The organism is Verrucosispora sp. WMMC514, from assembly GCF_027497295.1.
Classification (GTDB): Bacteria; Actinomycetota; Actinomycetes; order Mycobacteriales; family Micromonosporaceae; genus Micromonospora; species Micromonospora palythoicola.
Genome location: NZ_CP114906.1, coordinates 5,858,883 through 5,871,673 on the forward strand (window position 1 = coordinate 5,858,883; position 12,791 = coordinate 5,871,673).

At 71.3% G+C, this 12,791-nt stretch carries 11 protein-coding genes; 7 read left to right on the forward strand and 4 right to left on the reverse strand.

Going from position 1 to position 12,791, the window contains the following annotated elements; all coding sequences use genetic code 11:
- Nucleotides 1-56: 56 nt before the first annotated feature.
- The 5 genes from urtB to O7597_RS27215 all read left to right on the forward strand — a co-directional run bounded on the left by urtB (nt 57) and on the right by O7597_RS27215 (nt 5,757).
- On the forward strand, nt 57-944 hold the full coding sequence (gene urtB / locus O7597_RS27195; protein WP_164446921.1) for an urea ABC transporter permease subunit UrtB: 888 nt from the start codon (nt 57-59) through the stop codon (nt 942-944).
- The gene (gene urtC / locus O7597_RS27200) at nt 941-2,110 is read left to right on the forward strand and encodes an urea ABC transporter permease subunit UrtC (protein ID WP_269741527.1); all 1,170 of its coding nucleotides are present in this window, start codon (nt 941-943) and stop codon (nt 2,108-2,110) included. Before urtB ends, urtC begins: the two co-directional genes overlap by 4 nt.
- Complete coding sequence (gene urtD / locus O7597_RS27205; protein ID WP_281581110.1) at nt 2,107-2,880, forward strand: urea ABC transporter ATP-binding protein UrtD; 774 nt, start codon at nt 2,107-2,109, stop codon at nt 2,878-2,880. Before urtC ends, urtD begins: the two co-directional genes overlap by 4 nt.
- An 8-nt stretch (nt 2,881-2,888) precedes the next feature.
- The gene (gene urtE, locus O7597_RS27210; protein WP_281581111.1) at nt 2,889-3,572 is read left to right on the forward strand and encodes an urea ABC transporter ATP-binding subunit UrtE; all 684 of its coding nucleotides are present in this window, start codon (nt 2,889-2,891) and stop codon (nt 3,570-3,572) included.
- A gap of 208 nt (nt 3,573-3,780) precedes the next feature.
- The gene (locus tag O7597_RS27215) at nt 3,781-5,757 is read left to right on the forward strand and encodes a cellulase family glycosylhydrolase (RefSeq protein WP_281581112.1); all 1,977 of its coding nucleotides are present in this window, start codon (nt 3,781-3,783) and stop codon (nt 5,755-5,757) included.
- 139 nt (nt 5,758-5,896) lie between these two features.
- Here the strand turns inward: O7597_RS27215 and O7597_RS27220 are convergent, their stop codons facing one another.
- The 3 genes from O7597_RS27220 to O7597_RS27230 form a co-directional block, all read right to left on the reverse strand.
- A complete protein-coding gene (locus O7597_RS27220) occupies nt 5,897-6,409 on the reverse strand; it encodes a Rieske (2Fe-2S) protein (RefSeq protein WP_269741531.1) in 513 nt (170 codons plus the stop codon).
- A gap of 25 nt (nt 6,410-6,434) precedes the next feature.
- Nucleotides 6,435-6,998, reverse strand: a complete 564-nt coding sequence (locus O7597_RS27225; RefSeq protein ID WP_269742749.1) for a DUF6529 family protein — start codon at nt 6,996-6,998, stop codon at nt 6,435-6,437.
- A 68-nt stretch (nt 6,999-7,066) separates the two neighbouring features.
- Nucleotides 7,067-7,861 (reverse strand): hypothetical protein, encoded by a 795-nt coding sequence (locus O7597_RS27230; protein ID WP_269741532.1) that lies wholly within the window; start codon nt 7,859-7,861, stop codon nt 7,067-7,069.
- Nucleotides 7,862-8,337: 476 nt separating this feature from the next.
- Here O7597_RS27230 and O7597_RS27235 point away from each other — a divergent pair, with 476 nt between their 5' ends.
- Nucleotides 8,338-8,799: an HPP family protein gene (locus tag O7597_RS27235; RefSeq protein WP_269741533.1), complete on the forward strand. Its 462-nt coding sequence runs from the start codon at nt 8,338-8,340 to the stop codon at nt 8,797-8,799.
- A 117-nt stretch (nt 8,800-8,916) separates the two neighbouring features.
- Nucleotides 8,917-12,093 (forward strand): amino acid adenylation domain-containing protein, encoded by a 3,177-nt coding sequence (locus tag O7597_RS27240; protein ID WP_269741534.1) that lies wholly within the window; start codon nt 8,917-8,919, stop codon nt 12,091-12,093.
- A gap of 57 nt (nt 12,094-12,150) precedes the next feature.
- Here O7597_RS27240 and O7597_RS27245 read toward each other — a convergent pair whose 3' ends face one another.
- Nucleotides 12,151-12,738, reverse strand: coding sequence for a putative glycolipid-binding domain-containing protein (locus O7597_RS27245; protein WP_269741535.1), 588 nt, complete (start codon nt 12,736-12,738; stop codon nt 12,151-12,153).
- Nucleotides 12,739-12,791: the final 53 nt, after the last annotated feature.

Consider the following 12,791-nt stretch of genomic DNA (forward strand, 5'->3'; position numbering starts at 1 on the left):
GCCCGGGCGGCGCACCCGCCCGGGCCCGCACCCACCAGCAGTTCGGAGTACGCACCGTGACAGTTCTCATCGGCCAACTCTTCACCGGCGTCAGCATCGGGGCGGTGCTGCTGCTCATCGCCCTCGGCCTGGCCCTGACCTTCGGCCAGATGGGCGTCATCAACATGGCCCACGGCGAGTTCATCATGGCCGGCGCCTACACCACCTACGTGCTGCAACAGGTCATCACCGCGGCCGGCTGGTCACTGCTGATCGCCCTGCCGGTCGCCTTCGTGGTGGCCGGCGCGATGGGCGTGCTGCTGGAGATGCTGCTGATCCGCCGCCTCTACGCCCGCCCGCTGGACACCCTGCTGGTCACCTGGGGGGTGTCGCTGATCCTGCAACAGCTCGCCCGGGACATCTTCGGCAGCCCCAACGTGCAGACCCGCGCGCCGGAGCTGCTCACCGGGAACATCGCGCTGCCCGGCGGCATCACGGTGGCCAACAACCGGTTGTTCATCCTGGCCCTGGCCGGCGGCGCGGTCGTCGCGTTGACCCTCGCCCTGCGGGTCACCCCGCTGGGGCGCCGGATCCGGGCCGTCGTGCAGAACCGGGACCTGGCCGCCGTGTCCGGCATCCCCACCGCCCGGGTCGACCGGATGACCTTCTTCATCGGCTCCGGCCTGGCCGGCATCGCCGGAGTGGCCCTCACCCTGCTCGGGCCGATCGGTCCCACCATGGGCACCAACCTGATCATCGACGCCTTCCTGGTCGTCGTGGTCGGCGGGATCGGCCAGCTCAAGGGCACCGTCATCGTCGCCTTCGCCCTGGGTGTGCTCCAGGCGACCGGCGAGTACCTCACCACCCTCAGCGTCGCCAAGGTGATGGTCTTCATCGCCATCGTCGCGTTTCTCCAGTGGCGACCCCAGGGCCTGTTCACCCTGCGCACCAGGAGTCTGGCATGACCACCGTCGCCCGAGATCCCGTCGCCGCCGCCGACCCGGCGCCGACCCCACCGACCAGACCGGCGGCCGGACCGTCGCGCCACCGGTACCGGGCCGCCGTCGGATTCGCTTTCGGCGCGGCCCTGCTCTTCGCCGTCGCGCCGCTGCTGCTGTCGGACTTCCGGCTCTCCCTGCTGGCGAAGTACCTCTGCGTGGCCATGGTCGCGGTCGGCATCGGCCTGGCCTGGGGGCGCGGCGGCATGCTCACCCTCGGCCAGGGCGTCTTCTTCGGCCTCGGCGGATACGCGATGGCCATGCACCTCAAGCTCGCCGACGCGGGGCCGGGCAACATGCCCGACTTCATGATGCTCTACGGGCAGCTCGACGAGCTGCCGCTGTGGTGGCGGCCGTTCGCCAGCCCGTGGTTCGCCCTGCCCGCCACGGTGCTGCTGCCGATGGCGGTCGCCTTCGTACTCGGGTCGCTGGTGTTCCGCCGTCGGGTGCGCGGCGCCTATTTCGCCATCCTCAGCCAGGCCCTCGCCGCCGCCATGGTGATCCTGCTGATCGGCCAGCAGGGCACCACCGGCGGCACCAACGGGCTCACCGACATCCAGGGCTTCTTCGGCTACGACCTGGACGACCCGGTCAACCAGCGGATGGTCTACTTCATCATCGCCGGCACCCTGCTGGCGCTGCTGGCCCTGGCCCGGCACCTGATGCAGAGCCGCTACGGCGAGCTGCTGGTGGCGGTGCGCGACTCGGAGGAGCGGGTCCGCTTCCTCGGCTACGACCCGGCCACCGTCAAGCTGGTCGCGTACGTGGTCGCCGCCGGCATGGCCGGGCTGGCCGGCGCGCTGTTCGTGCCGGCGGTGGGCATCATCTCGCCGGCCCTGATCGGGATCGTGCCGTCCATCGAGTTCGTCATCGGCGTCGCCATCGGCGGGCGCGCCACGCTGCTCGGCCCGGTCCTCGGGGCGGTCGCGGTGGCGTGGGCGCGTACCGCCCTGTCGGAGCGCTTCCCGGGTACCTGGACGTACCTTCAGGGCCTGCTGTTCGTGGTGGTGGTGGCGTTCCTGCCCGGCGGCCTGGCCTCGCTGATCGGTCTGGCCCGCCGCCGCGACGACGGCGAACCCCGCCCGAGCCGATTCGCCCGATTCCGAGCACGGCGGCGGGAGGGGGCGGCATGACCGGGCAGCTGCACGGGCTCTACGTGCGTGACCTGCGGGTCAGCTTCGACGGGTTCACCGCCGTCGACGGGGTCTCCCTCGACGTCGCCCCCGGCGACATCCGGTTCCTGATCGGGCCCAACGGCGCCGGCAAGACCACCCTGGTGGACGCGGTCACCGGCTTGGTCCGGGCCACCGGATCGGTGCGCTTCGGCGACCGGGAGCTGCTCGGCCGGCCGGTGCACCGGATCAGCCGGCTCGGCGTCGGCCGCACCTTCCAGACGTCGACGGTGTTCGAGGAGCTGACCGTGTTGCAGAACCTCGACATCGCCGCCGGGGCCCGGCGCAACTGGGCGACGTTGCTGCGCCGCCGCCACGGCGTACCCGACGAGGTGGCCGAGGCCCTCGACGTGATCGGCCTGGCGAGCCGCGCCGACCAGCTCGCCGGCACCCTCGCCCACGGGCAGAAGCAGTGGCTGGAGATCGGCATGCTGCTGGTGCAGGACACCCGGCTGCTGCTGCTCGACGAGCCGGTCGCCGGCATGAGCCACGAGGAACGCGACGCCACCGGGCAACTGCTGGAGAAGGTGAGCCAGCACCGCACGGTGGTGGTGATCGAGCACGACATGGACTTCCTGCGCCGCTTCGCGCGTACCGTCACCGTGCTGCACGCGGGTCGGGTGCTCAGCGAGGGCACCGTCGCCGAGGTGCAGGCCGACCCACGCGTGCAGGAGGTCTACCTCGGTCACCCGGTCGACGCCGGGTCGGCCCCGACGCGGACGGAGGCATGATGCTCGCGATGCGCGGCGTGCACGCCGGTTACGGGCGCAGCCGGGTGCTGCACGGCGTCGACGTGACGGTGCCCGACGACGGGGTCGCCACGGTGCTCGGCCACAACGGAGCCGGCAAGTCCACCCTGCTGCGGGTGGCCGCCGGCCTGCTGCGGCCCACCGCCGGCCGGGTCGAGCTGGACGGCGAGGACATCACCCGGCTGGCGCCGCACGAGCGGGTCGCCCGGGGGATCGCGTACGTGCCGCAGGGGCAGCAGTGCTTCCCGCACCTGACCGCCGCGGAGAACCTGCGCCTGGTCGCCGACGGTCGCCGGGACGGTGCGACGGCCACCGCGGAGGTGCTGGACCTGTTCCCGGCGCTGCGTGCGCTGCTGCGCCGACGGGCCGGGCTGCTCTCCGGCGGGCAGCGTCAGCAGCTGGCCATCGCCCGGGCACTCATCACCCGACCCCGGCTGCTGATGCTCGACGAACCGACCGAGGGCATCCAGCCGTCGGTGGTGACCGAGATCCAGGACCGGATCGTCGCGCTCATCGCGCAGAGCGGGTTCAGCGTGCTCCTGGTCGAGCAGCATCTCGGCTTCGCGCTCCGGGTCGCCGACCGGTACCACGTCCTCGAATCCGGCCGCGTCACCTCCGCCGGCGACGGCGGCGCCACCGCCGAACACACCGTCCGGGAGGCCCTCGCGGTGTGACCCCCCGCGATCTTGCACTTTCGGTCGCTGAGATGCCCCTTGTCGCGGCTTGTGTGACGACGGAAAGTGCAAGATCAGCGAGTTCGGTGGGTGGGCCTTCCGTTGTCGGGGTCGACCGCCTAAGGTGGGTGTGGAAGCGCTCCCACGGTCCCTGGGCAGGACTGTTTCTCGACGTGCTCGCTCCCTCACCCACCACAGAGGAAGTCGCATGTCTGCACGTACGAAACTTCAGGCCGCCGCGACGGTGGCCGTGGCTCTGCTCGGCCTGGCCGCCGCCGCGCCCGCCGCGACGGCGGCGCCGACGGTCGGGGCTCCGGCCGTCGCCGCCGCGCCGACCGCCGACTGGCTGCACACCGACGGCAACCGGATCGTCGACGAGGCCGGCAACCAGGTCTGGCTCACCGGGGCGAACTGGTTCGGCTTCAACGCCAGCGAGCGGGTCTTCCACGGCCTGTGGTCGGGCAACCTAGAATCGATCACCCGCCAGATGGCCCAGCGCGGCATCAACATCGTCCGGGTGCCCATCTCCACGCAACTGCTGCTGGAGTGGAAGGCCGGGCAGACGATCCGGCCGAACGTCAACACGTACGTCAACCCGGAGCTTGAGGGCCTGAACAACCTCCAGGTCTTCGACCACTGGCTCGCCCTGTGCGAGAAGTACGGGTTGAAGGTCATGCTCGACGTGCACAGCGCCGAGGCGGACAACTCCGGCCACGTCTATCCGGTGTGGTGGAAGGGCAGCATCACCCCGGAGCTGTTCTTCCAGGGCTGGGAGTGGATCACCACCCGCTACCGGACGAACGACACCATCGTCGCGATGGACATCAAGAACGAGCCGCACGGGACCCCGAACGACCCCCAACGGGCCAAGTGGGACTCCAGCACCGACCAGGACAACTTCAAGTACGCGTGCGAGACGGCGGGCCGGCGGATCCTGGCCATCAACCCGAACCTGCTGATCCTCTGCGAGGGCATCGAGATCTACCCGCGCGCCGGTGCCACCTGGAACTCGCCGAACACCAACCCCGACCGCAGCCCCAACTACCACTACAACTGGTGGGGCGGCAACCTGCGCGGCGTCGCCGAGCACCCGGTCGACCTCGGTGCCCAGCAGGACCAGCTCGTCTACTCCCCGCACGACTACGGACCGTTGGTGTACGAGCAGCCGTGGTTCGCCGGCGACTTCGACAAGGACTCGCTGACCAACGACGTGTGGCGGCCGAACTGGTTCTACATCCACGAGCAGAACATCGCGCCGCTGCTGGTCGGGGAGTGGGGTGGCCGGCTGGGGCAGGACGCCCGGCAGGACCGCTGGATGGCCGCGCTGCGCGACCTGATGATCGAGAACGGCATCCACCACACGTTCTGGTGTCTCAACCCCAACTCCGGTGACACCGGGGGCCTGCTGCTCGACGACTGGGCCAGCTGGGACGAGACGAAGTACAACCAGATGCTCAAGCCGGCGTTGTGGCAGCACAACGGCAAGTTCGTCGGCCTCGACCACCAGGTGCGCCTCGGCGGCACCGACTCCACCACCGGCATGAGCCTCGCCGAGCGCTACGCCGGCGGGCCCGGCCCCGGCGACACCACCGCGCCGACCGCCCCCGGACGGCCGACCGCCACCGAGGTGACCGCCACCGCGGCCACGCTGAACTGGGCGGCGGCCACGGACGACGTGGGTGTCACCTCGTACGAGGTGCTGCGGGCCACCGGATCGGGGGCGGCCACCGTGGTCGGCACCGTCTCCGGGACCACCTACCGGGCGACCGGGCTGAGCGCCTCGACCAGCTACACCTTCACCGTGCGGGCCCGCGACGCGGCCGGCAACGTCTCGGCGGCCTCGCCGGCGCTGACCGTGACCACCCCGGCCGGCAACGACAACGGCGACGGCGGGTGCGCCGCGACGTACCGGGTCACCAGCTCGTGGCAGGGTGGCTACCAGGCGGAGGTCACCGTCCGGAACACCGGTACGGCGGCCATCTCCGGCTGGACGGTCACCTGGACCGCCCCCGCCGGCACCACGATCGCGTCACTGTGGAACGGCCGGCTCACCACCTCCGGCAGCACGGTGACGGTGCGCAACGAGCCCTACAACGGGCAACTCGCCGCCGGCGCCAGCACCACCTTCGGGCTGACCGGCAGCGGATCGGGTACGCCCTCCGGGTTGACCTGCGCCGCGTCCTGACCCGGCGGCGTCCCCTGCTCCACCTGCGGATCGTGGGTGGGGCAGGGGCCGTCCGGGGGCGTGACGCCACCTCGGACGGCCCCGCGCGGCCCGGGCCTGGGTGGGCCGCGTCACCGCGTTCGCATCGCCGGGCGCCGGGTCAGGCCAGCCTGATGGCGTCACCGTCGACGGTGACGTTCGCGGCGGGCAGCGGCGCTCCCGCCGGGCCACTGCGTACCGAGCCGTCGGCGATGTCGAACACGCTGTTGTGGCAGGCGCAGACGATGGTGCCGTCGGAGACCGAGGTCACCGTGCAGCCCTGATGGGTGCAGGTTGCCGAGTACGCCTTGATGATCCCGTCGGTCGGCTGGGTCACCACCACGCCGGCGTCGGCGAAGATCGCGCCGCCACCGACCGGGATGTCGGCGAGGGTGGCCAGTGCCGGTGGGCCGGGGTCGGCGCCGTCGTCGCCCGGGGTGGCGGTACCGGAGGGGTCGGCACCGGAGGTGCCCGACGGGTCGGCGCCGGCGGTGCCGGCGGGCGGTGCGGCCGGTGGCGCCGCCGTCGGCTGACCGTACGTCGCGCAACCGGCCAACGCGGCCACCCCCACCGCGCCGGTACCGGCCAGCAGGGCGCGTCGCGACCGGCAGCAGCCAGCCTGCTCGTGGTTCATCTGCGGTGCCTTGCCTTTCCGGTGATCAGAACTGGATGCCGAACGTGGTGAAGTACCAGACCGAGGAGGTCAGGAAGATCCCGATCAGGGCGACGAACACGACCCCGCCGACCGTGGGGAGCACCCAACCGGCGAGGCCCCGTTTCGGCAGGGTCAGCATCTTGGTGGCGAACGCCCCGAAGAAGAAGCAGCCCAGCAGGGAGTGCAGCAGCGTACGGGTGTCGTAGTCGGCGAAGCCGAGCGCGTACAGGCAGTGCACCGCGACCGGCACGGTGAGCAGGAACGCGACCCGCCCCGACCAGCGGTGCGCCGCGCCGGCCCAGGACGGGGAGAAGCCGCCGAGCCGACCCCACATCGCCAGCGCGGACAGCAGTTGGATGACGGCGAAGAACGCCGCCCCCGTGCCGAGCCACACCTTCACCGTCAGCGGCGAGGAGAAGCCGGCCACGTTCACCGCGATGCCGGTGGGGGTGTGGGTACGTCCGTAGACGCCGAGCGCCACCGCGACCCCGGCCCCGACGACGAGCGGTACCAGCAGCGAGGGCCGCCGTCTCGGTGCGCTCGGCGGCGGGGCGCCGAAGTCACGCATCACCTCGATGGTGGGCTCGGACGCCCGGCGGGGCACGGTGCGTGCCCCGCCCTGTCGATGCTGGGACATCACCGCGCCCCGGGGATGACCGGTTCGGCGACGAGGGTGACGCCGTCGACCACCGTGCTGTTGAAGGCGGGGTCCAGCGGCGGAGCCGGAATGGGCTTGCCGTTCCAGGTGACGATGCCGATCTGGGTGCCGTCGGGCAGCATGATCCAGCCGCCGTCGAAGCCGGCCTTACGGGTCTCGTCGGTCACCCGGTAGATCGCCGGTGCGGTTCCCGAGCCGGATTTCACCACCGCCTCGTCGGTCGACGTGTCGTCGGGTCGGGCGGTGAACTTCCAGCGCCGTACGCCGACGATCATCTCGCCGCTGGCGCGGTCGCCCCGGATGACACCGGTCAACTTCGCGTCCTTGCCGGTCAGTTCGATCTTGCCGTCGCGCACCGTGCCGGACAGCCACAGCTCCATGCTCCGACCGTCGCAGACGTACGCCTCGGCCTTGCCGTCCTTGACGGTGATGGCGATGGTGGCCCCGTTCTCGAGTTCACCGATCCAGTTCTGCTCGACCGACGTCACCTCGGTGCCGGCCGACGAGCCGTCCGGGTCCGTCGGTGGCGAGGTGCCGGCCGGTCGGCGGGCGTCGGCGTCGCTCGGTTCCTCGTCGGGCGCGGCGGCGTCGGGATCCACCTCGGCGTCGGCGTCCGCCGCCTCGTCGGCGGGTGGGGCCGGCGCGGCGGCCGGTGCACCGCCGCCGGCGGCGGGTTGGGTGCCCGGCGGGGATGCCTGTGCACTCATCGTGAACAGCACGGCAGCCGTCACCGCCCCCGACAGGAGGGTGAGCAACGGGGTCAGGCGCTTCATGGGCCACTCCCTTCGCACAGAGGTACGGGCGGAGGTGGTGGATGGGTTCAATCAGGTGCCGGGAAACCTCTCGCGGGATGTCGCCAGTGCCCGGTTAGGCCATGTTTTCTCGTCCCTCGCGTGGGATAACCGTAAATCAGCAACATCGGTGAATGTCACTTCCATGTCACATGTCATCCAGTGACAGGATGCATCCAAAGCGATAAGCTTCCGGTCGTTGGATCCGTCGGTGCGGGGACCGGGGATCCGATGTCTTGCCTGGTAGTCGAGCTGTCCGGGGTGCCAATCGAAGGCTGGAGGGCGGGCCGGCGTCCGCTCCGTGGGTCGGGATTCGTGGGATCGAGAGCCCTTTCGGGCGCGGTTTTAACGCGACGGCAACATCAAGGCATGGCTGGGGGAAGCGCGTGCTTGTCGTACGGTCGTTGGTGCGTGGAGTCGGACGCCCGTGGCCGCCTCGGACGGCGGTGCTCGCCGGGGTGGGGGGCACCCTGGGCATCGGAGCGGTGGGCTCCATCGCGCTGCTGTTCGGTACGCCCCTGCTGATCGCTCCGCTGGGCTCCACCTGCATGATGATCTTCGGGGCGCCGCACGCGCCGTTCGCCCATCCACGCAACGTCCTCGGTGGACACACGATCTGCACCCTGGTCGGCCTGCTCGGCGTACGCGTGCTGGGCAACGCCCCGTGGACGATCGCCGCCGCGGTCGGCCTGGCCATGGCCCTGATGGGACTGACCCGGTCGTTCCACCCGCCGGCCGGCGGCGACACCGTACTGGTGATGCTGGCGCAACCCGGATGGCTGTTCCTCTTCGTACCTGTCCTGCTCGGCTGCGTGATCCTGCTCGGCATCGCGATGGCCTTCCACAACGCGCACTCCGCCGGTTCCTATCCGGTCTCCTCGGTGCCGACCCGCCGGGAGGTGATCGCCGCCGAGGAGTGAACAGACCGGCCGGCGGGTGGCACCCGACAGGCAGGGACAGGCCGCATCGTCGTGTCCACGTTGATCTTCCATTCCGTATGTATGACCACCGCATGTCGAGACGGGAGTGACGAGCAGATGCAGCAGGGGGAGACCGAACCGAGCCTGTCGCTCGGGCAGGAGAGGTCCTGGTTCATCGATCAGTACGTGGACGCGCCGGTAGAGGTGCTGGTGGAGCAGGTGCGACTGCGTGGCCCGCTGCGGGCGGCCACGCTCGCCGCCGCGCTCGGTGACGTGGTCGCCGCCGAAGCCGTGCTCGGCCTGGCGATCGGCACGGACCAGGGCCGGGCCGACCGGCGGTCGGCGGCGCCGGTGCCGGCGGCGCTGGCCGGCGCGGACCTGTCCGAGCTGTCGGACACCGAACGCGAGGAGGCGGTCCGGCGAGCCGTCGGGCGGGCCAGCGAGACCCGGTTCGACCTCGGCCGTGGCCCGCTGATCCGCGCCGAACTGCTGCGCCTGGCGGCCGACGAACACCTGCTTCTGCTGATCGCCCACCGCGCCGTGGTGGACCCGGCCTCCCTCACGCTCGTCGTCGCCCGTCTCGGTGCGGCCTACCGGGCCCGGCTCGCCGAACCGTCCGGACCGGCCGAGGCCACCGTCCGGGATGAGTTCGCCGGTTTCGCGCAGCGGGAACGCGCCGCGGCGGAGGCGGCCCGGGTGGTCGCCGGCGCCGCCTGGCGGGAGTACCTCGCCGACGTCGCCCCGCTGGAGCTGCCGACCGACCGGATCCGCCCGGTACAGCCCCACTACGCGGCCGGCACCGCCGACCTGCGGCTGCCGCCGGTGCTGCACGAGCAGGTGGAGAACCTGGCCGCCCGGCTCGGCGTGGCGCCGGCCGACGTGCTGCGGGCGGGCTTCCAGGCCCTGCTGCACCGCTGGTCCGGCCAACCGGTGCTGGCGTTGGGAGTCAGCGACGAGCGTCGGACGCCGGACACCGCCGGCCTGGTGGGACCGGTGGCGACCTGGCGGGTGCTGCGCAGCGAGACCGACGAGCACACCCCGTTCGCCGCGCTGTGCGCCCCGTCCGACACTCCCGAGCCGCTGCCGTTCGAGACGCTCGTCGAGGAGGTGCGGCCGCCCCGCGATCCGGCCCGCAGCCCGTTGTTCCAGGCGGCGTTCACCGCCCGCCGGGCCACCGCCGCGACCGACTGCTTCGGCGAGCTGACGGTGCTGGCGCAGACCCTCGTACCGGCCGCGGCCACCCTGCCCGACCTGGCGCTGCTGGCCCAGCCCGACCCGGGCGGCACCCGGCTCACCCTGACCTGGCGGGCCGACCTGTTCGACCCGACGACCACCGAGCGGATGCTCGGCCACTACGTGAACCTGCTGCGTGCCGCGGTCGCCGACCCGGACACCGCGGTGCACCGACTGGCCATCCTCGACGACGCCGAGCGGGCCCGGTTGCTCGACGAGTTCAACCGCACCGACGCGCCGTTCCCGCAGGACGTCACCGTGCACGAGTTGTTCGAGGAGCAGGTGCTGCGTACGCCGGACGCCCGGGCGGTCACCATCGAGGGGCGACACCTGACCTACCGCGAGCTCAACGAGCAGGCCAACCGGCTCGCCCACCGACTGCGCGCCGGTGGCGTCGGGCGGGGCACCCTGGTCGCCCTCTGCCTGGAACGCTCGCTCGAACTCATGGTCGCCGTGGTGGCGGTGCTGAAGTCCGGCGGCGCGTACGTGCCCCTCGACCCGGCGTACCCGACGGACCGGCTGGCCTTCATGCTGGCCGACACCCAGGCCCGCTTCCTGGTCACCCAGCAGCGGCTGCGTGAGTTGGCGCCGGTCGGCGACGACGTCGCGGTGCTCGTGCTCGACGACCCCGCCGACGCCGCGTCGTTGGCCGCGCAGCCCACCGACAACCCGGTGAACGTCAACACCGCCGACGACCTGACCTACATCGTCTACACCTCGGGTTCGACGGGCCGGCCGAAGGGAGTCGAGACGATCCACCGGGGGGTCGTCCGTCTGGTCATCAACACCGACATTCTCCAACTCGACGAGCGGACCAGCTACCTGCAGATCTCCCCGCTCTCCTTCGACGCCTGCACGCTGGAGATCTTCGGGCCGCTGCTCAACGGCGGACGGGTGGTGCTGCTGCCGCCCGGGGTGCCGACCCCGGCCCGGGTCGCGCGTACGGTCCGCGAGCAGGGGGTGGACACCCTCTGGCTGGTCGCGCCGCTGGCGAACCTCACCATCGACACCCACCTGGAGGACCTGCGCGACCTGCGCCAGTTCATGGCCGGCGGAGACGTGCTGTCGCTGCCGCACATCCGTCAGGTGCTGGAGCGGCTGCCGCACGTGTCGATGGTCAACGGGTACGGGCCGACCGAGGTGACCGCCTTCAGCGTCAGCCACCGGATCACCTACGTGGACCCGGACTGGCCGTCGATCCCGATCGGGCGGCCGATGCACAACACCACCGCCTACATCCTCGACCCACTGGGCCAACCGGTACCCGTCGGGGTGTGGGGCGAGCTGTACCTCGGCGGCCCCGGCGTGGCGCTCGGCTACCACAACCGTCCCGACCTCAACGCCGAGCGGTTCCTGCCGGACACCTTCCGCCCGGGCGACGGGCACCGGCTCTACCGCACCGGCGACCGGTGTCGCTGGCTGCCCGACGGCACCATCCAGTTCCACGGCCGGCTGGACACCCAGGTGAAGATCGACGGGCTGCGGGTCGAACTCGGCGAGATCCAGAGTGCCGTGGCCGACGACGAGTCGGTCGCCGCCGCCGTGGTGACCGCACCGGTGATCGGCACGCGACGCACACTCGTCGCGTACGTCGTGCCGGCCGAGGGGCACACCTTCGACCCCGCCGCGGTGCGGGCCCGGGTGGCGGCCGCGCTGCCCAGCGTCATGGTGCCGGCCCACTACGTCACGATTCCCACCATCCCGCTCACCCCGAACAACAAGGTCGACTTCCGGGCGTTGCCCGCGCCGGACCTGGCGGCCGGCGGCGCGCACCGACCGCCGGAGACCGGTACCCAGCAGACCGTCGCCGAGATCTGGCAGGAGATCCTCGGCGTGCCGTCGGTCGGTCTCGACGACAACTTCTTCGAGCTGGGTGGCCACTCGCTGCGTGCGGTACCGATGATCGCGGCGGTCAGCATGCGGTTCGGGGTCGACCTGGCGGTTCAGGACATCTTCGAGGTACCCGTTCTGGAAGCGCTCGCGACGCGTATCGAGGAGCGCATGCTGGAGGCCATTCCCGCGGAGGAGCTGGAGCGTATGTTCGCAGATATCGGCGGCTGAGCCGCAATTGCGGGTCGGGGTCGGGTGTGCCGCACCCGGCCCCCGACCGCACAACTGTCACGACATCCGACGGCTAACCTTGTGCGCCACTGAACGCCAACCGCCGCCGGGATAGTCGAGCACCATTCCATTGGCGTCGACCGTCAATTTGTAGCTGCCGTATCGGCCCTTGTACCGATAGGTGTCGCGGTCGATCCGCTGGTATCCCTGTTCGACGGCGCGTACGCCGAACGAGGGCACCTGGATCCACAGCACCCGGGCGGTGGCCTCAGCGCCGACGGCCAGATCGAGCCGCCGGATGGTCAGGCCGTTCGTGGCCGGGGTAACCGCCAGATCCACGTCCTCGCAAGGAAACGGCAGGTCGAGGGCGCCGTCGGCGGAGTGCCAGCGACCCTCGTCGTCGGCGTGCAGCGCCAGCGTGCGTAACCCGGTCGGCTCGTCCACCTCGATCCGGACGGACCGGGACCGCCGCGAGGCGTCCGTCTCGACGAGGTAGGTGGCGCTGGTCGGCCCGCCCCTGCCTCGGTACAGGGCGGTTCCCGACAGCCGGAAGCCGGTCGGCGTCCGGTCGAGTTTGCCCATTTCCAGGAACAGTCGGTCGGACCGTTCCCAACTGGTCGTACTTAGTCTCTCCAAATCGGACATGCCGGAGATTCTAGTTCCTCGATTCTCCACTGGCGCAAGGGGCCGGTCGGTTG

Bases quoted from the DNA above. Each gene is read 5' to 3' on its own strand.
- urtC (WP_269741527.1), top strand. From the start codon at position 941: ATGACCACCGTCGCCCGAGATCCCGTCGCCGCCGCCGACCCGGCGCCG.
- urtD (WP_281581110.1), top strand. From the start codon at position 2,107: ATGACCGGGCAGCTGCACGGGCTCTACGTGCGTGACCTGCGGGTCAGC.
- urtE (WP_281581111.1), top strand. From the start codon at position 2,889: ATGCGCGGCGTGCACGCCGGTTACGGGCGCAGCCGGGTGCTGCACGGC.
- O7597_RS27215 (WP_281581112.1), top strand. From the start codon at position 3,781: ATGTCTGCACGTACGAAACTTCAGGCCGCCGCGACGGTGGCCGTGGCT.
- O7597_RS27220 (WP_269741531.1), bottom strand. From the start codon at position 6,409: ATGAACCACGAGCAGGCTGGCTGCTGCCGGTCGCGACGCGCCCTGCTG.
- O7597_RS27225 (WP_269742749.1), bottom strand. From the start codon at position 6,998: ATGCGTGACTTCGGCGCCCCGCCGCCGAGCGCACCGAGACGGCGGCCC.
- O7597_RS27230 (WP_269741532.1), bottom strand. From the start codon at position 7,861: ATGAAGCGCCTGACCCCGTTGCTCACCCTCCTGTCGGGGGCGGTGACG.
- O7597_RS27240 (WP_269741534.1), top strand. From the start codon at position 8,917: ATGCAGCAGGGGGAGACCGAACCGAGCCTGTCGCTCGGGCAGGAGAGG.
- O7597_RS27245 (WP_269741535.1), bottom strand. From the start codon at position 12,738: ATGTCCGATTTGGAGAGACTAAGTACGACCAGTTGGGAACGGTCCGAC.